This is a genomic window from Salinicola sp. V024, from assembly GCF_052645315.1.
The window spans coordinates 56,830-76,078 of the sequence record NZ_JBQXYB010000006.1 but is presented as its reverse complement, the minus strand read 5'-3'; the positions used below and the strand labels follow the sequence as shown (position 1 = coordinate 76,078).

The window sequence follows — 19,249 nt, the reverse complement described above, 5'->3', positions numbered from 1 at the left end:
CAGGCGGCGCGCCATGAAATCGAGATCAGGATTTGTCGTAGGCAGCCCGAATGAGGCGATCGTCCATCTCTCGACCGTAGTGCTGTCGCGCCCATCCGTACAGTGCCAATCCGGCGATCATCCAACTGCCGAAGATCAACCACTCGGTGGATGTCAGCGCCGACGGGCTGCCGGGCAGATACAGACACGTCATGGCCAGCGACAGCAGCACCGCCAGCACGCCGACCAGTTTGCCGGCACCGACATGGTAGGGACGCGGCATGTCCGGCTCACGGTAACGCAGAATCACGAACGACAGCGCCACGAACAGATAGGCGAGAACGATACCCAGGCCGCCGGCATCGACCAGCCATACCAGCGCCGGACGTCCGAAGAATGGTGCCGCGGTGGAGAACACGCCGATCAGGATGATGGCATGGGTCGGGGTCTTGTAACGCGGATGCAGCTTGCCCAGGAACGCCGGCAACATACCGGAGTGAGCCAGCGCATAAATCGCCCGCGAGCCGCCGATGTAAAACGCGTTCCAGCTGGTGATGATGCCGGCTATGCCCGCCAGCACCATCAGATTGCCCGCCCAGGCGCCGTCGAAGACCGCCGTCATCGCATCCGGCACACTGAGCGAGCTGCCCTGCAACGCCTGGTTGTCGAGCATCAGGCTGGTGCCGAGGATGATCAGGGTATACCAGCACACCGCCATGATGACCGAAAGTACCAGCACCTTGCCGATATCCCGGAACGGCAGATCGATCTCTTCCGCTGCCTGCGGAATGACGTCGAAACCGACGAACAGAAACGGCACCAGTACCAGCACTGCCACGATGCCGCCGAAGACGCCGTGCTCGCCGCCGCCGAACAGCGGCTGCATGTTGGCGCTATCGCCGGTGAACAGCGAACCGGTCACGAACATCACCCCCGCCACCAGGATCAAGCCGGTCACGACTTTCTGCAGCAGCGCGGCGGTGGAAATACCCAGATAGTTGACCACCATCATCACGATCGAGCCGAACACGCCGACCGCGACCCAGGTGGCCTTGACCTCCCAGCCGGCGACGGTCCACAGATCGCCGACGGCGTAGCCGGGAAACAGGTGTTCGAACACCGTCGGCAGCGCCACGGCCTCGAACGACGCCACGCTGACGTAGCCCAGCACGATGCTCCAGGTGCAGACGAAAGAGGCGAAATGACCCAGCGCTCGATAGCTGTAGACGTGTTCGCCACCGACCTGGGGCATCGCCGACGCCAGCTCGGCGTAGGTCAGCCCCACCAGCAGTACGGCGATGCCGCCAATGACGAACGCCAGTATCGCGCCCACGCTACCCCCATCGAGAATGGCGCTACCGGTGAGGACGATCCAGCCCCAGCCGATCATGGCGCCGAAAGCCAACGCGAGAACATCGGTACGGGCGAGCACCCGCACGAATTCCGGGGGATGAGGAGCATTCGACATGAGGGTTTCTCTTCAGGTTGTTGTTGAGAAGGCGAGAGCGTTGTCGATAGATCGAGAGCTTCGATCCAGCTGTCACGCTATCACTCCAAGACACGCCCGGGACTAGACCACTTTCCGCTCCAGGTAGACCACCTGGAATGGCCAGCGCATAATCGACGGATTCCTTCCGCCTCCTTTCCGCCTCCCTCACGAGATGTCGCATGGACGACCGTCGCCAGGCGTTGAGTCGCATCGAGCAGGGTTACCTCGCTCAGCCGGTTCATCTGACCAAACATTGTCGACTCGAGCACACCCTGCAGAGCCTGATTGCGCAGCGATGGCAGGATGGCCAGCGACTGCCGGGGCACCGAGCGCTGTGTGCCACGCTTGGCGTTGCCCGCAACACGCTTGCCGGCGTGATCGAGAGCCTGGTCCATCAGGGCCATCTGATCACCGACCATGGTCGAGGTACCTGGGTGTGCAAGCGCTTACCCCCGCGGGAGCGGGAGGCCGTCACCACCGGGCCGGTCTCTCGTCGCGCCAGCGATCTGCTCGGCGATGTCGGTGCCAGTTCGCTCCAGAGCGGCGCTTTCGTGCCCGGCGTTCCCGATATCGTGCACTTCCCCATCGCCCGCTGGCGCCAGCTCTACTCGCGTATCACCGTGCCCCACAACACGCTGCTGCTCTCCTATGCCTCAGGCGGTTACGGGCCGCTGAAGCGCGCCATCGTCGGCTACCTGGCACGGTGGCGGGGCATCGACTGCGAACTCGATCAGATCGTGATTACCGAGGGCGCCCACCACGGCCTGCAGCTATGCGCCCTGACGCTGGCCGACCATGGCGATCGCGCCGTCATGGACTCACCCTTCTACTGGGGGGCCAGGAACGTCTTCCAGGCTGGCGGGCTGGTTATCGAGCACGCCATCTGGGAACCGCGGGAAGGTTATGTAGGTATGCTGCCAGAGGCTCGTCCCAGACTGCTCTACTTCACCGGGTCTCACCATTATCCGTTAGGCATGAAGTCAGTGAGCGCTCACAAACATTCACTCGTTCGACATCTCGAACCGGACTGGATTCTGGAAGACGACTACGAATTCGGCGACGGCTGTCACCGGGAGCTGACGTTCGATCCCGACGCCGGCAACCAGATTCTGATCGGCTCGTTCTCCAAACTGATGTTTCCGGGCCTGCGACTGGGTTATCTGGTGGTTCCAAGAGGGCTGAGTGCCGCGATCAACCGGGTGCGTACCGGCGTCTTTCGCGAAGGGCGGCTGCTCGATCAGGCGGTGCTCGCCACGTTCATCGACGATGGCGATCTGGATGGTTGGTGTCAGCGCATGGCACGCGAGTACCTGCAGCGCCAGCAGCGGCTACATGATCTGCTCATCGGGACGCCAGGTGTCATCGGCATTTCCCCTCCATCTGGCAACATCAGCTTGAGCCTGTCGCTCGCCGCGACTCTGGACGACGAGCGATTGTCACAGCATCTGCTGAACCGACACCAGCTGGTCGCCCGGCCGTTGAGTCGAGTGTGCGCCCCGGGCGACCACCGGCGTGGCCTGATCCTGGGCGTCGGCATGGTCGAAGGCGAGGCGCTGGACCGTCAGGGCCGACGCCTCGCTACCGGCATTCGCGAGTTCGTCGCCTCGCAGCGCTGAACGTGCCGGCAACGCGCCAGCCTCAGGCCGTCTCCAGCACGTCACTGACGTCGGCGGTACGCTCGTCGCGAATCCGGCGCTCGGTCTCGGGATCGAACACCACCATGCGCGAGACATCGAAGGCGAATCGCGTCCGTTCGCCCGGACATAGCGGCGTACCCGGGCGCATGCGGGCGTTGACGTGGGTACCCCCGAGCGACGTCACCACGTAGAGATCGGCGCCGGTCGGCTCGACCAGCTCGACCGGCAGTTCGGCCTCGTGAATGTTGCCCTCGCGGTGATTGGCGCTGGCCGGATCGGTGATCGCCTCGGGCCGCAGCCCTACGATGACATCGCGATCGCACCAGTCACGCAGGGCCTCGCGATCGCGCACGATAGGCAGCGTCAGCGTAGTGTCACCCGACACCGCCTGTGCTACCGGCACGCCATCGCGCTCGACGATGCGCGCCTCGATCAGGTTCATCGACGGCGAGCCCATGAAACCGGCGACGAACAGATTGTTGGGGTCGTCGTAGACCGCCTGCGGCGTCCCCAGTTGCTGGAGCTCGCCACCGCGCATGACGGCGATTCTCGACGCCAGCGTCATCGCCTCGATCTGGTCGTGGGTGACATAGACGATCGTGGTCCCCAGGCGCTGGTGGAGCTGCTTGATTTCGGTACGCATGTCGACGCGCAGCTTGGCATCCAGGTTCGACAGCGGTTCGTCGAACAGGAAGAGTTGCGGATCACGCACCAACGCCCGCCCCATCGCCACGCGCTGGCGCTGCCCGCCGGAAAGTTGCCCCGGTTTGCGATCGAGCAGATTCTCGATCTGCAACAGCTTCGCGACCCGATCGACCGCCTCGCGGCGCTCCTTGCGCGGGACCTTGCGCATCTCCAGCCCGAAGCCGATGTTGCCCGCCACCGTCATGCTCGGGTAGAGCGCGTAGGACTGGAACACCATGGCAATGTCGCGCCGTGACGGATGCACGTCATTGATACACCGGCCGTCGAGCAGCAGCTCGCCCTCGCTGATCGAATCGAGTCCGGCGATCATGTTCAGGAGCGTCGACTTGCCACAGCCCGACGGCCCTACCAGGACCAGAAAGTCACCCTGCTCGATCGAGATATCGATGCCCTTGAGGACATGGGTCTCGCCGAAGCGCTTGTGAACGTTATTGATATGCAGAAAGCTCATGTGATCCTCAGCCCTTGACCGATCCCGACATCAACCCGCGCAGGAAATACTTGCCCGCGAGGATATAGACGATGAGCGTCGGCACGGCCGCCACCATCGCCGCCGCCATGTTGACGTTATAGGCCTTCACTCCCGTGGAGCTATTGACCAGATTATTGAGTGCCACCGTGATCGGTGCGCTGTCGCCGGAGGCGAACGAGACGCCGAACAGGAAGTCGTTCCAGACATTGGTGAACTGCCAGATGATCGTGACCACGATGATCGGCACCGACGCCGGCAGCAGAATCCGGAAGAAGATGACGAAAAATCCGGCACCATCGAGCTGCGCCGCCCGCACCAGTTCATCCGGAAAGCTGGCGTAGAAGTTGCGAAAGAACAGCGTGGTGAATCCGATACCGTAGACGATGTGGACGAGCACCAGGCCCCATGTGCTGTCGGCAAGATGCAGAATTCCCAGCATCCGAGCCATCGGCAGCAGGATGATCTGGAACGGAATGAAGCAGCTGAACAGGATCAGTCCGAACACGATCTTGTGGCCGCGAAACTTCCACTTGGTCAATACGTAACCGTTGAACGCCCCCAGCAGGCCGGAGATCAATACCGCCGGTATCACGATCTTGATGCTGTTGAAGAAGTAGCCATGCACCCCTTCGCATTCGAGACCGATACAGGCGCTTCCCCACGCTTCCCGCCAAGGAGCGAATGTCCATTCGCTGGGCAGCGCCAGCATGTTGCCCTGATGGATCTCGTCCAGCGTCTTGAACGACGTGGTCAGCATCACGTAGAGCGGCAGCAGATAGATGACCGCAAACACCAGCAGAATGGCGTAGAGGATGGCACGCGTGGCAGCGCCCTGGCGTACGGTGGGAAGTGCGGCACTCATGATCGGGGCTCCCGAAGCTCGGAGTAGAGATAGGGGATGATCAGCGCGGCGATCACCGCCAGCATGAACACCGCGCTGGCCGCGGCGATGCCCATCTCGTTGCGCGAAAAGGCGTAGGAGTACATGAAGGTCGCCGGCACCGCCGTGGCATTGCCCGGCCCGCCGCCGGTCATCGCCACGATCAGGTCGAAACTCTTGATCGCCAGATGCGCCAGTACCACGATTGCGCTCATGAAGACCGGTCGCAGCTGGGGAATGATGATGCGCGCATAGATCTTCCAGGCCGGCGCGCCGTCGATCTGGGCGGCCTTGATCATCTCGCCGTCGATACCGCGCAGGCCCGCCAGAAACATCGCCATGACGAAACCCGTCGCCTGCCATACCGCAGCGATCACCACCGTATAGATCGCCATGTTGGAATCGATCAGCCAGTTGAAGCTGAAACTCTGCCAGCCCAGGTCATGCATGGTCTTTTCCAACCCCAGTCCGGGATTGAGAAACCACTGCCAGGCGGTACCGGTGACGATGAAGGAGAGCGCCATCGGGTAGAGATAGATGGTGCGCAGCACGCCCTCGGCGCGGATGCGCTGATCGAGCAGTATCGCCAGCACCAGGCCCAGCACGATACAGCTGACGATGTAGAGAAGCCCGAAGACCCAGATATTGTGCAGCGCGATACCCCAGGTCCAGGAGGTCCACAACCGCGACCACTGATGGAGTCCGACCCAGGTGTAATCCGGCATCATGCCGGAATCGCTGAACGAGATGTAGCTGGTCCAGGCTATGAAGCCGTAGACGAAGAACAGAACCAGGACACAGGAAGGCGACAACACCAGCTTGGGCAGCCAGCGCTGAAGCCATTCCCGCGCTCCACCGTCCCGATCCGGGGAAGCATTGGACATCGGATCACTCTCGATTCGTGAATGAGAAGCCCCGCCAACGGGCGGGGCCGATCATCAGGACGTTGCGCCCTTCACCGCCATCGCCAGCTGCTCGGCGGCAACATCGCTTGGCATGTCACTGTTGACGAAGGAGGAGACGATGTCGAAGACGGCGTTCTTGACCGATGCCGGCGCCGCGTAACCGTGCGCCAGGCTACCCATCAAGGTGTGGTTCTTCGCGGCCGACTTGACCTGCTCATAACCACGCTGAGCGCAGACATCGAGCTTGTCGGCAGAGAGATCCATACGCGCCGGCACCGAGCCCTTGAACTGGCTGAAGGTGATCTGGAACTCGGGTGAGCCGATGATCTTGGCCATGGTCTGCTGCATCTTCTGCTGACCGCTGTCATCGGTATCGAACATGATCATCAGATCGCTGTTGAAGGTCACGGCATCCTGCGTGCCCGGGGTGCGGAAGCACATGAAATCCTTGCCCGGCTCGAGGTTGGCGTTGAGGAACTCACCCTTAGCCCAGTCACCCATGATCTGGTAGAGCGCCTTGCCGTTGATCACCATCGCCGTGGCCAGGTTCCAGTCGCGGCCGGGCGAGTTGTCATCCTTGTACTTCAGCAGTTCACGCAGATGATCGAACGACTGCGTCATGGTGTCGGAATCGAGCGCCTCGGGATCGAGATTGATCAGCGCCTGTCGATAAAAATCGGCACCGCCGGTCGCCAGCACCACGTTCTCGAACACCGTGGTGTCCTGCCACGGCTGACCGCCATAGGCCAGACCGGTATAACCGGCGTCCTTGGCCTTCTTCAACGAGGCAATGAAATCGTCCCAGGTCTTGGGCTGTTCGATGCCCAATTCGTCCATCAAAGATTTATTGGCCCAGACCCAGTTGGTGGAATGGATCTCGAACGGTGCTCCGATCCAGTGGCCTTCGTACTTGGCGAACTCCTGCAGCGGTTGCGGGAAGACTTCGTCCCATTTCCCCGCCTTGGCGACGTCGTCGAGCGAACTCAAGGCGTCACGCTCGGCCCAGTCCTGCGCGTCGTAACCCAACACCTGGGCCGCTGTCGGTGGATTGCCCGAGGTGATACGCGAGCGGAGAACTGCCATTGCATTGGTACCGGCGCCTCCTGCGACCGGCATGTTCTTCCAGCCGATATCCTGGTCCGCCAGACTGTCCTTCAACGCGCCAAGCGCCTTGGCCTCGCCTCCCGACGTCCACCAGTTGAGAACTTCGACCTGATTATCCGTTGAAGTATCAGCCGCCATCGTATTGGTGGATAGCGCCAAAGCGAATGGAAGTAGCGCAAATCCCAGACGATTGGCGAGGGTCCTGTTGTGATTGCTGTGCATCCCTTAATTCCTCTTCTTGTTGGGGCAACATCTAGTTCTTTTACGAAACGACCCACCTCATCTGGCGCACCAAGTGGGATAATTGAGACTATTACCTAACTGCATTTACCTAACAATACAACCATGGACGCACACCCATTCACCCCGCGCTCATTGAAACGACTTGGTGGCGCTGAAAACCCGGTCCGGCGGTAGATAACGCCGGGTTCTACTCCCTAAGTCGCATCGACCAATAGGTAATATCGCAAGGACGCCTCTACTTGTTCTATCCGTGCGCCAATGGCTGAATAATTGATAATAGATAATGAGTCACTCGTCCTTGGCGACCCATAAAAATCGGCAACGTATAAAAAGCGGCGACGCATAAAAACGTCGATGCATAAAAAAGCGGCCCATCCAAAAAGGATGGGCCGCTCTGTTCGCCGAACTTGTCATATCAGGTCGAAGTGGACTCGACGCCATAATCGTCGCTATCCAACTCTCGCCCTTTACATCCAGACTTCCCTACACGTCCAGATTGGCTACCAAGGCAAAACGTTCGATGAAGTCGCGCCGCGGTTCGACCTCGTCGCCCATCAGCGTATTGAACATCTGATCGGCGGCAACCGCATCCTCGATCGAAACGCGCAACATGCGCCGGAATTGCGGATCCATGGTGGTTTCCCACAACTGATCCGGGTTCATCTCGCCCAGCCCCTTGTAGCGCTGGATACTGAGTCCGCGCTGCGCTTCGAGCATCAACCACTCAAGGGCATCGTAGAAGTTGTCGATCGGCTTCTGGCGCTCGCCGCGGGCAATATAGGCGCCCTCCTCGATCAGGCCGTCCAGGGTTTCGCCCAGATCGGCCAGCGCCCGATAGTCGACACTACGGAAGAAGTCGATACCCCAGATATAGTCCGTGGTCACGCCGTGGGCGGTCAACGCCACGCTCGGCAGCCACAGGCCACGCTCGGTATCTTCTTCCAGCTGGAAGGTGTAGCGCGGGCCGCCCTCATGGGCGATCAGCGAGTCCATCTCCACCTGCAGCGCGTCGATCCAGGTCTGCATGGTGCCGCGGTCGTCGAGGTTGCTCTCGTCGAGCTTGACGGCATGCACCATCTTTCGCAGCACGGCGTTCGGGTAGACCCGCGACAGGCGGTCGATGCGCTTCATCACATCACGATACTGGTTGACCAGCGACTCCAGATGTTCACCGCCAATCCCCGGCGCGTCGGCATTGACGTAGAGCCGACCGCCATCCAGCGCCGTGGCGGTCAGGTAGTCGGTCATCGCCTGCTCGTCCTTCAGATACATCTCCTGCTTGCCGCGCTTGATCTTGTAGAGCGGCGGCTGGGCGATGAATACATGGCCCCGCTCGATCAGCTCCGGCATCTGGCGGAAGAAGAAGGTCAGCAGCAGCGTGCGGATGTGCGATCCATCGACGTCGGCATCGGTCATGATGATGATCGAGTGGTAGCGCAGCTTGTCCGGATTGAACTCTTCGCGGCCGATACCGCAGCCCAACGCGGTGATCAGCGTGCCGACCTCGGCGGAAGAGAGCATCTTGTCGAAGCGCGCCTTCTCGACGTTCAAGATCTTGCCTTTCAGCGGCAGGATCGCCTGGGTACGCCGATCGCGACCCTGCTTGGCACTACCGCCGGCCGAATCACCCTCGACCAGGTAGAGTTCGGAAAGGCTCGGATCCTTCTCCTGACAGTCGGCCAGCTTGCCCGGCAACCCGGCGATATCCAGCGCGCCCTTGCGCCGCGTCATGTCGCGGGCCTTGCGCGCGGCTTCACGCGCACGCGCCGCATCGATCATCTTGCTGACGATCGCCTTGGCTTCGTTGGGGTGCTCGATCAGGTAGTCGGAAAACTGTCGGCTCAGCTCCTGGTCGACGGCCGTCTTGACCTCGGAAGAGACCAGCTTGTCCTTGGTCTGCGAGGAGAACTTGGGATCCGGCACCTTGACCGAGATGATCGCGGTCAGCCCCTCACGCGCATCATCGCCCGCGGTGGCGACCTTGGCCTTCTTCTGGATGTCTTCCGCTTCGATGTAGCTGTTGAGCGTTCGTGTCAGCGCCGCGCGGAAACCCGCCATGTGGGTGCCGCCGTCGCGCTGCGGAATGTTGTTGGTATAGCAGAAGACGTTCTCGGTGAAGGTGTCGTTCCACTGCATCGCCACTTCCACGGCAATGCCGTCTTCGCGCTGCATCTCGAAGTGGAAGACCGGATTGATGGCGGTGCGATTGGTATTGAGGTGATCGACGAACGCCTTGAGACCGCCTTCGTAATGGAACAGCTCTTCACGCCCATCGCGCTCGTCGACCAGCCGGATGGCCACGCCGGAGTTCAGAAACGACAGCTCGCGCAGACGCTTGGCGAGAATATCGTAATGAAATTCGATATTGGCGAAGGTGTCGCTCGACGGCTTGAAGCTGATCTGGGTACCGGATTTTTCGGTATCGCCGACGATCGCCAGCGGCGCCTGCGGTACGCCGTGCTTGTAGATCTGCTCGTGAACCTGGTTGTTACGCCAGATGACCAGCTTGAGCTGTTCAGAGAGCGCGTTGACCACCGAAATGCCGACACCGTGCAGGCCGCCGGAGACCTTGTAGGAGTTATCGTCGAACTTACCCCCGGCATGCAGCACGGTCATGATCACTTCGGCGGCAGAAACGCCTTCGTCGTGAATATCCGTGGGAATCCCGCGGCCATCGTCGGAAACGGTGATCGACTCGTCCGGATGGATGACGATCCGGATCTCGCTGCAATGACCGGCCAGCGCTTCGTCGATGGAGTTGTCGACGACTTCGAACACCATGTGGTGCAGCCCGGTGCCGTCATCGGTGTCGCCGATGTACATGCCGGGACGCTTGCGCACCGCGTCCAGTCCCTTGAGGACCTTGATGCTCGATGAATCGTAGGCCTGTTCGCTCATTGCTCACTCCGTGGTGAAATCATTCCGAATGCAGCCGTCCGCCGGCGAGTTGCGACGCCACCACATCCGTGTCTGGCTGCCAGACGTCGGCCAGCGCCTCGCGATCGACGCTGGTGATGAAGACCTGGCAGTTGAGCCGCTCGAGCCATTGGCAGAAGATCCGCCGATGGTCGCCGTCGAGCTCCGCCGGCAGGTCATCGATCAAATAGAGGCAGGTTCGGCCACTCAACTGCTCGAGCAGCTGCCCCTGGGCCAGTTTCAACGCGCTCACGACCAGCTTCTGCTGACCGCGCGACAGCACTTCGACCGCCGCATAACGTCCGACGCGGATTCGCAGGTCGGCGCGCTGCGGCCCCTGTTGGGTAAAACCCATCTGGCGATCGGTGTCGCGTCCCGTCTCGAAGACCTCCAGCAAGGCACGCTGGCGATCCCAACCCCGCGAGTAGCGCAAGGTCAGGTCCGGCAGCGGTAACAGTGCCGCCAGGGTCTCCTCGAAGACCGGTGCGAAGCGCGCCATGTAGTCCTCGCGCAGACTGTCCAGACGCTCGCTCCAGTGCGCCAGTTCGCGCTCCCAGATGCGTATCGACTGAACGTCGATTCTATCATGCCTGAGCAGCGCATTCCGATGTTTCAAGGCCCTTCTGACGCGTTTCCAGGCATCCAGAAAGTCGCGTTCGGCGTGGAATACGCCCCAGTCGAGAAATTCGCGCCGTGAGGCCGGGGAGCCCTCGAGCAGACGAAAGGCATCGGGGTTGATCAACTGCAGCGGCAGCGCTTCGGCCAACTGGGTTATCCGCGCCGCACGCTCTCCGTTGACCCGGATGTCGAGTTCGGCGCTATCACGACGACGTCGCACCCCGATCGGCAGCGGCGGATCACCCGCCAACCGGCCGAACAGCGTGGTCTCTTCAGCGTCGTGATCGATCAGCGACTTGAGTTTCTGTGTCCGAAAGGAGCGCGCCATGCCGAGTACATGAATGCCCTCCAGCAGCGACGTCTTGCCGCTACCGTTGGCACCGCTGATCAGATTGATATGCGGCCCCGGCGACATTTCCAGCGCGCCAAGATTACGCAGGCCTTGGAAGTTCAATCGATCAAGCGGCATGAGTATTCGAAACTCTTGGCAAAGGGCATCGCGATGACATCGCTTCGAGTTTATCGAATCGTGCCAGTCACCGAGGCGGAAGAAACCGGCGAGCGACGATCGGACCCGCCGCCGCTGGCGGGTAATCGGCGAGCGTGATGAAACACGCGGCGCACGACACCCGGCAAGCGAGACATAACAACGGGGTTAGGCGAGCTTGCCGGGGGGCGTGCAACAAAGTGGTTCGCGCGCGCAGGCATTACCTTTCGTCAGAGGCGCATCGGCATGACGACGTACCGGGCATCCCCCCCACCCGGCTCTTCCATCAGCGCGCTGCTGTTGGAGTCCGACAACGTCATCTGCATGCGATCGGCATCCAGCACATTGAGCACATCGATCAGATAGCCGACGTTGAAACCGATCTCCAGCGCATCGCCGGAATATTCGATGCTGACGTTCTCTTCGGCTTCTTCCTGCTCGGGGTTGTTGGCCATCACCTTGAGGTTGTTCTCCTCGAGGTGCAGGCGCACGCCGCGGTATTTCTCGTTGGAGAGAATCGCGGTACGGGCGAGGTTCTGGCGCAGCTCGCCGCGTTCGGCGATGAAGACCTTGTCGCCACCCTTGGGGATGACCCGGTCGTAGTCCGGGAACTTGCCGTCGACCAGCTTGGAGGTGAAGGTGAATTCGCCGGTGTTGGCGCGGATGTGGTTGGAGCCCAGCATCAGTTCGACCGGTTCGTCGCTGCCGTCGAGCAGTCGGGTCAGTTCCAGCACGCCCTTGCGCGGCACGATCAGCTTGCGCGAGGTTTCCATCTCGATATCGGCGCTGCGTTCACACACCGCCAGACGGTGGCCGTCGGTGGCCACCGTACGCACCAGATGATCGGCCAGCTCAAGCAGCATGCCGTTGAGGTAATAGCGCACGTCCTGCTGCGCCATGGCGAACGACGTCGCATCGATCAGATACTTCAACGTGCCCCGCGGCAGCGACAGCGTGGTGTCGTTCTGACCGTCTTCGATATTGGGGAACTCGGCCACCGGCAGCGTGGACAGCGTGAAACGCGAACGCCCGGCGCGCAGCACGACCCGCCCGTCTTCCAGCGAAAAGCTGATGTCCGACTGATCCGGCAGCGACTTGCAGATGTCCATCAGCTTGCGCGCCGGCACGGTCACGGAACCGGGCTCGTCGACCAGCGCCGGCGTCGCGCGGCCGATCAATTCCACCTCGAGATCGGTGCCGGTCAGCGCCAACTGGTTGTCCTGGACTTCGATCAGCACATTGGAGAGCACCGGCAGCGTCTGACGGCGCTCTACCACCCCGGCCACCAGTGTCAGCGGGCGCAGCAGGGCTTCGCGAGAGATGGAAAATTTCATTGGGGCTCCGTAGTTGGAATGAATCTAAGCTGAAGCAATAGTTCCCGGCCGGCTCGATGGACCTGAACGGGAACGATCCCGCATGGGGATCGCCGATGTAAGCTCTCGGACCGCGCCGTCCCATTCTTGCCTCGCCGGACGCCGCCCGCAATCCCTTACGGGCTCGAATTCACGGCGCAGTGGCTCAACTGGTCAACAATCGCATCAGATTCTTGTAGTCCTCGCGAATGTCCGCACTCTCTTCTTTCAGCGCCACGACCTTGCGGCAGGCATGCAGCACGGTCGTGTGATCGCGCCCGCCGAAGGCGTCGCCGATCTCCGGCAGACTGTGATTGGTCAGCTCCTTGGCCAGCGCCATCGCCACCTGACGCGGCCGCGCCACCGAGCGCGAGCGGCGCTTGGAGAGCAGGTCCGCGAGCTTGATCTTGTAGTACTCCGCCACCGTACGCTGGATATTCTCGATACCGACCTGCTTGTCCTGCAGCGCCAGCAGATCCTTGAGCGATTCGCGGATGAAGTCCTGAGTGATCGTCTTGCCCATGAAGTGGGAGTCGGCGATCACCTTCTTGAGCGCGCCTTCCAGCTCGCGCACGTTGGAACGGATCTTCTGGGCGATGAAGAACGCCGCATCGTGGGGAAGATCGACCTTGGCCTGATCGGCCTTTTTCATCAGGATCGCCACGCGCGTCTCGAGCTCCGGCGGCTCGATCGCCACCGTCAGGCCCCAGCCGAAGCGGGATTTCAGCCGCTCTTCGACGCCGCTAATCTCCTTGGGATAACGGTCCGAGGTCAGGATCATCTGCTGCCCGCCTTCCAGCAGAGCGTTGAACGTATGGAAGAACTCCTCCTGGGAACGCTCCTTGCCGGCAAAGAACTGGATATCGTCGATCAGCAGGGCATCGACGCTGCGGTAGAAACGCTTGAAGTCGTTGATCGCGTTGAGCTGCAGCGCCTTGACCATGTCGGCGACGAAACGCTCGGAGTGAAGATAGACGACCTTGGCATTGTCGCGAAGCCCAGCCAGATGATTGCCCACCGCGTGCATCAGGTGGGTCTTGCCCAACCCCACGCCCCCGTAGAGAAACAGCGGGTTGTAGGCACCGCCGGGGTTTTCCGAGACCTGCCGCGAGGCGGCACGCGCCAACTGGTTCGACTTGCCCTCGACGAACGTTTCGAAGGTGAAGTTCGAATTGAGACCATTGCCGTGCTTGAGCCCACCTTCGACCTGGACCTGGCGCTCTCTGCCTCGCCGGCCGCTCTCTTCGCGGGATCGGTCGAGCTGACGCTCCTCCGCCGCCTCGCTCGAACGCGATTCGGTCTGCACGCTGGGCGCGGCCGCCTGTCGCTGGGACGGACGACTGGGCGCGGAAACCGGTGCCCCCAGATCCCGCGGCGATACCGCTGCGGCCCGGCGACTGCCGACCGTCAGCTGCACCTTGGGAGGCTTGCTGCTGGACGTGGATTCACGCAACAGTTCATTGATTCGCTTCAGATACTTGTCGCTGACCCAGTCACGTACGAAGCGATTGGGGGCGAGAAGACAGAGCTCGTCCATTTCGCCGTCCTCTGCCTGCAGAGGACGAATCCAGGTATTGAATTGCTGAGAGCTCAATTCGTCCTGCAGCGAGTTCAGACATTGTTGCCAGAGAGCGACAGACACACGACCTCACCGAACGTTGGGAAATGGAATCGAAAAAACGGCCGCACATTGTAGCGTCGGCCCGTCAGGTTATCCACACGATGTCGAAATCTCGACCAACTGTGGATAACTGAAGGATAGCAAGGTGACAATCCTGTGGATTCTACGGTATAGGATGGGGAAACATCGACGCAGCGTCGTTCGGCCAAGTTTCCCTGAGCGCATTCATCCCCGCGCTATACACCGCCTTCACGCACTTTCCCCACAACCTGAAATAAAGCATAAATCATTGTTTTACATGCTAATAAATGAGTTATTAACAACTGTTATCCCCATTGTTAACCACATGATGTGATTGACAGAGTCGAGAAATCGCGATCTCGCCGCTCGGCCGAGGAATCGAAATCGATCGCTCATCGCGACAACGCCAAGGGCCGCCAGCCGACGAAATCGAGCAGGGCGGGCCGCCATTTGAGCCTGGTCCGGGTGTGGATAATTCACGGAAAAATTGCACCCGAACTACGGATTCACTAGAATTCCCGCTCTTGAGTCGAGTGAGCCCGCTCCCGTTGCGCGTGCCGGGCACCCCGCTTCAACCCGTTTTCTTTAGAAATCAACTAATTGGGAATCAGCAGCTATGAAACGCACCTTCCAGCCCAGCGTTCTGAAGCGTAAGCGCGTCCACGGTTTTCGCGCCCGCATGGCCACCAAGAACGGCCGCCAAGTCCTTGCTCGTCGTCGCGCCAAAGGCCGTAAGCGTCTCAGCGCCTGATCGGACACCGGGTGCCCGATCAGCGTTTTCCCCGGCAGCTGCGTTTGCTGACAGCCGGGGACTACAAGCACGTTTTCGACCACGCTCCCTATAAGGTCCACGGTAAAGGAATACTGGCGTTGGCCCGTCCCAACGCACTGGGCCATCCGCGGATCGGGTTGATCTTCAGCAAGAAGAACGTGCGCCGTGCCGTCGACCGCAATCGCCTCAAGCGTCTTGTGCGCGAGTCCGTTCGCCATCAGCAGCATCGTTTACCGGCAGTGGATATCGTCATACTCGCGCGACGAGGATTGCACGAGCAGGATAACGCCAGCGTCTCTCGTCAGCTCAATGGCATGTGGCGGCGTCTGGAAAAATCCGCTCGTCAGACGCAACAGGACGTTTCGTCTTCTTGATCGGACATCCCCGCGTCAAAGGCCGGGGAGCACCGGCAAATGCTGCCGGTCGTCCGCCGATGCCCGGCGCCCACTGACCCATTCCCCTACCGGGCAGACCCCTATATGGATTTGAAACGCCTCCTTTTCGTGATTCCTCTGGCCGTGCTGGCCTATCTGCTGATCATGCAGTGGAATCAGGACTACGGTCAGAACGTCGTGAACAACCCGGCGCCGGAGATGGCGGCTTCATCGGGTGGCAACAATAGCGGTGAAGACGGCGATGTCGGTGCGCTCTCTGCACCTACCGGCAGCGACGGCAAGGCCAAGCCGATTCAGGACGACATGCCCGCCGACGCCGATACCGCGCAAGGCAGCAACCTGATTCAGGTCCAGAGCGATGTGCTCGATCTGCGCATCAATCCCAATGGCGGCGACATCGTCTATGCCGCGCTGTTCGGACATGATCAGGCCCTCGACTCCGACACCCCTTTCGTACTGCTCAGCGACAACAAGGTGCGCAGTTACGTGGCCAAGTCCGGTCTGCAGATCGAAGGCCATTCGGGGCGCATCGCGTTCACTGCCGACCGCAACAGCTACCAGCTCAGCGAAGGTCAGGATTCGATCAACGTCGACCTGCACGGCAGCGTCAACGGCGTCGACATCGTCAAGCGCTTCGTCATCAATCGCGACGACTACGCCGTCAAGGTCGAGTACCGGATCGACAACGAGAGCCAGCAGCCGGTCACCGCTCGCTTTATCGGCCAGTTGGCACGCGACCAGAGCCCGGATCCGGCCAGCGGTTCCGGCGTCGGCATGCACTCGTTCCTGGGTGCCGCGTTCTCCTCGCCGGACGAGCACTACAGCAAGGTCAAGTTCGACGATATCCGTGACGGCGACTTCCAGAATCGAGACGTGAAAGGTGGCTGGGTCGCGGTGATTCAGCACTACTTCACCTCGGCGTGGGTGCCGAACCCGGATCAGCAGAATCTCTACTACGGCAATGTCGACAACCGCGACCGTACCGTAGCCGCCTTCGCCGGTCCCAATCAGACCATCGAACCCGGGCAGCAGACATCGCTCGACGCCACGCTGTTCGTGGGACCGAAGGTGCAGGAGCGCCTCGAAGCGGTAGCTCCGCATCTAGAGCTGACCGTCGATTTCGGCTGGCTGTGGTTCCTGGCCAACCCGCTGTTCTGGCTGCTGACGAAGATTCATGCCCTGATCGGCAACTGGGGCTGGTCCATCGTCCTGCTGACCGTCTGCGTCAAGATCGTGCTGTTCCCGCTCGCCGCCAAGGCCTACAAGTCGATGGCGCGGATGCGCAAGATGGGCCCGGAGATGAAGCGGCTCAAGGAACAGTACGGCGACGACCGCCAGCGCATGTCGCAGGAGATGATGAAGTTCTACAAGAAGGAGAAGATCAATCCTCTTGGCGGCTGTCTGCCGATGGTCATCCAGATGCCGGTGTTCATCGCGCTCTACTGGATGTTGATGGAGTCGGTCGAGCTGCGCCACGCGCCGTTCATGCTCTGGATTCAGGATCTGTCGGCCAAGGATCCGTACTTCATCCTGCCGATCATCATGGGCGGCACCATGCTGCTCCAGCAGTTCCTGAACCCGACACCGCCGGACCCGATGCAGGCGAAGATCATGAAGATGCTGCCGATCGTCTTCACCTTCTTCTTCCTGTGGTTCCCGGCCGGCCTGGTGATCTACTGGGTCGTGAACAACAGCATCTCGATCCTGCAGCAGTGGTTCATTACCAACAAGGTAATGAAGGACGACGCAGGTGGCGGCAAGGCGGTGAAAGCCAAAGGCTGACGCTCGATCGGAGCCTGCCGCAACGTCCAGACCCTCGCTTCGGCGAGGGTCTGGCGTTTCAGGCTCTGGGTTTCCGCACTGGCATTACACCGAGAGGCCCCGGACAATGCCCGCCAAGCCGGCCACGATATCGATTTTTGGAGAAGCTCATGAACGCCCCGCTCCCCTCTACCGACGCGCCGCTGTACCGCCAGGACACCATCGCCGCCCTGGCGACCCCTCCGGGGCGCGGCGGCGTCGGCATCGTGCGTGTCTCCGGGCCCTCGGCGAGCGCCTTGGCGGAAACCATCCTCGGCCACCAGCCGACGCCTCGCTACGCCCACTACGGGCCTTTCCAGGGTGAAGGCAGCGTCATCGACGAGGGCATCGCGCTCTACTTCCCCGGCCCCCATTCGTTCACCGGTGAAGACGTGCTGGAGCTTCAGGGGCACGGCGGGCCGGTGCTGATGGACATGCTGCTGGAGCGCTGTGTGCAACTCGGCGCGCGGCTGGCCCGCCCGGGTGAATTCTCCGAGCGCGCGTTTCTCAACGACAAGCTCGACCTGGCCCAGGCCGAGGCCATCGCCGATCTGATCGACGCCAGCTCCCGCGCCGCAGCGGAAAACGCCCTGCGCTCGTTGCAGGGCGAATTCTCCCAGCGTGTTTCGCAGCTGGTCGGCGAGTTGATTCAACTGCGTCTCTACGTGGAGGCCGCGATCGATTTTCCCGAGGAAGAGATCGATTTTCTCGCCGACGGCGTGGTCGCCGCCAGGCTGGCTACGCTGCGGCAGACACTGGAAGCCGTCCGTGCCGCTGCCAATCAGGGCTCGCTGATGCGCGAGGGGATGAACGTGGTGATCGCGGGGCGGCCCAACGCCGGCAAGTCCAGCCTGCTCAATCGCCTGACCGAGCGCGATAGCGCCATCGTTACCGAGATCGAAGGCACCACTCGCGATGTCTTGCGCGAGCACATCCATCTCGACGGCATGCCGCTGCACGTGATCGATACCGCCGGCCTGCGCGACACGCCGGATGCGGTGGAGAAGATCGGCGTCCAGCGCGCGTGGGCGGAGATCGAGAAGGCGGATCGCGTACTGCTTCTGGTCGACGCGCGCGAAACGGACTCGCTCGATCCTGTCGAGATCTGGCCGGAATTCGTCGAGCGGCTACCCGATCCCGGGCGTTTGACACTGGTGCGCAACAAGATCGATCAGAGCGGCGAAGGCAGCGACTTCGATCTATCCACAACCCCTCCGGTGATTCGAATCTCGGCGGAAACCGGAGTGGGTGTGGATAACCTGAAAGCCCACCTCAAGGCCGTGATGGGCTTCGACGCCACCACCGAGGGCCGCTTCTCAGCTCGCCGTCGCCACCTCGACGCGCTGGAACGCGCCGCGCTGGCGTTGGCCAACGGCACCGCGCAGCTCGAAGGCGCCGCTGCCGGCGAACTGCTTGCCGAGGATCTGCGTGACGCCCAGCACTCTCTCAACGAGATCACCGGCGAGTTCACCGCCGACGACCTGCTCGGCGAAATCTTCGGTAGCTTCTGCATCGGCAAGTGAACCGACTCAGTGGCGCCGCTGAAGCCGCGCATGAAGCTGGGTGATGATTCGGCTGGCGGTGGATTCGAACAGGAACGGCAGCACGGCGTGAATCGACGCCGCCAGACCCGCCAGCAGCAGTTGCCCGGCAAAAGCGCCGGCGAAGCGCAGGTGTTCGAAGTAGCTTTCCTCAACCGAGGCGGGATGATCGGTGAACAGACGGGGCAGGCGAAGGGACATGTCTCGGCTCCGGCAGGATCGATGGTCGGTTCTCACCAGCCTATCCAAGCGCGGCGCCGATTTTATCCCGAACTTCCTTCCTGAAACCGAAATTTTGGGATATATATCCCA

Annotated in this window: 15 protein-coding genes; 5 read left to right on the top strand and 10 right to left on the bottom strand. The window is 61.4% G+C overall.

Annotated features, from left to right (window positions below):
• Positions 1-25: 25 nt before the first annotated feature.
• Entirely contained in the window at positions 26-1,447 is a 1,422-nt protein-coding gene (locus ACUN9V_RS10830; protein WP_445511382.1) for an APC family permease, read from the bottom strand.
• Between the two features lie 200 nt (positions 1,448-1,647).
• Between ACUN9V_RS10830 and ACUN9V_RS10825 the strand changes: the two genes are divergently transcribed.
• Positions 1,648-3,084 (top strand): aminotransferase-like domain-containing protein, encoded by a 1,437-nt coding sequence (locus tag ACUN9V_RS10825; RefSeq protein WP_445511381.1) that lies wholly within the window; start codon positions 1,648-1,650, stop codon positions 3,082-3,084.
• Between the two features lie 22 nt (positions 3,085-3,106).
• Here the strand turns inward: ACUN9V_RS10825 and ACUN9V_RS10820 are convergent, their stop codons facing one another.
• The 8 genes from ACUN9V_RS10820 to dnaA all read right to left on the bottom strand — a co-directional run bounded on the left by ACUN9V_RS10820 (position 3,107) and on the right by dnaA (position 14,429).
• On the bottom strand, positions 3,107-4,261 hold the full coding sequence (locus tag ACUN9V_RS10820) for an ABC transporter ATP-binding protein (protein ID WP_445511380.1): 1,155 nt from the start codon (positions 4,259-4,261) through the stop codon (positions 3,107-3,109).
• 7 nt (positions 4,262-4,268) lie between these two features.
• Complete coding sequence (locus tag ACUN9V_RS10815; RefSeq protein ID WP_445511379.1) at positions 4,269-5,144, bottom strand: carbohydrate ABC transporter permease; 876 nt, start codon at positions 5,142-5,144, stop codon at positions 4,269-4,271.
• Entirely contained in the window at positions 5,141-6,046 is a 906-nt protein-coding gene (locus tag ACUN9V_RS10810; protein ID WP_445511378.1) for a carbohydrate ABC transporter permease, read from the bottom strand. Before ACUN9V_RS10810 ends, ACUN9V_RS10815 begins: the two co-directional genes overlap by 4 nt.
• 54 nt (positions 6,047-6,100) lie before the next feature.
• Entirely contained in the window at positions 6,101-7,393 is a 1,293-nt protein-coding gene (locus ACUN9V_RS10805; RefSeq protein ID WP_445511377.1) for an ABC transporter substrate-binding protein, read from the bottom strand.
• Between the two features lie 504 nt (positions 7,394-7,897).
• Positions 7,898-10,312 (bottom strand): DNA topoisomerase (ATP-hydrolyzing) subunit B, encoded by a 2,415-nt coding sequence (gene gyrB / locus ACUN9V_RS10800; RefSeq protein ID WP_075561438.1) that lies wholly within the window; start codon positions 10,310-10,312, stop codon positions 7,898-7,900.
• 19 nt (positions 10,313-10,331) lie between these two features.
• The gene (recF, locus tag ACUN9V_RS10795; protein ID WP_445511376.1) at positions 10,332-11,417 is read right to left on the bottom strand and encodes a DNA replication/repair protein RecF; all 1,086 of its coding nucleotides are present in this window, start codon (positions 11,415-11,417) and stop codon (positions 10,332-10,334) included.
• Between the two features lie 248 nt (positions 11,418-11,665).
• Positions 11,666-12,769, bottom strand: coding sequence for a DNA polymerase III subunit beta (dnaN, locus tag ACUN9V_RS10790; RefSeq protein WP_075561440.1), 1,104 nt, complete (start codon positions 12,767-12,769; stop codon positions 11,666-11,668).
• Between the two features lie 184 nt (positions 12,770-12,953).
• Positions 12,954-14,429, bottom strand: a complete 1,476-nt coding sequence (dnaA, locus tag ACUN9V_RS10785) for a chromosomal replication initiator protein DnaA (protein WP_075561441.1) — start codon at positions 14,427-14,429, stop codon at positions 12,954-12,956.
• 616 nt (positions 14,430-15,045) lie between these two features.
• Here dnaA and rpmH point away from each other — a divergent pair.
• From rpmH to mnmE, 4 genes are all read left to right on the top strand, one after another.
• Positions 15,046-15,180, top strand: coding sequence for a 50S ribosomal protein L34 (gene rpmH / locus ACUN9V_RS10780; protein WP_011508608.1), 135 nt, complete (start codon positions 15,046-15,048; stop codon positions 15,178-15,180).
• 11 nt (positions 15,181-15,191) lie between these two features.
• A complete protein-coding gene (rnpA, locus tag ACUN9V_RS10775; protein WP_075561442.1) occupies positions 15,192-15,575 on the top strand; it encodes a ribonuclease P protein component in 384 nt (127 codons plus the stop codon).
• Positions 15,576-15,680: 105 nt separating this feature from the next.
• Positions 15,681-17,378 (top strand): membrane protein insertase YidC, encoded by a 1,698-nt coding sequence (gene yidC, locus ACUN9V_RS10770; protein ID WP_110693576.1) that lies wholly within the window; start codon positions 15,681-15,683, stop codon positions 17,376-17,378.
• 149 nt (positions 17,379-17,527) lie between these two features.
• The gene (gene mnmE / locus ACUN9V_RS10765; RefSeq protein ID WP_439302755.1) at positions 17,528-18,919 is read left to right on the top strand and encodes a tRNA uridine-5-carboxymethylaminomethyl(34) synthesis GTPase MnmE; all 1,392 of its coding nucleotides are present in this window, start codon (positions 17,528-17,530) and stop codon (positions 18,917-18,919) included.
• A 6-nt stretch (positions 18,920-18,925) separates the two neighbouring features.
• On the opposite strand, the gene ACUN9V_RS10760 is transcribed toward mnmE, so the two are convergent.
• Positions 18,926-19,138 carry a DUF6356 family protein gene (locus ACUN9V_RS10760; protein WP_445511375.1) on the bottom strand — a complete coding sequence of 71 codons (213 nt, stop codon included), beginning with the start codon at positions 19,136-19,138 and terminating at the stop codon, positions 18,926-18,928.
• Positions 19,139-19,249 lie beyond the last annotated feature (111 nt).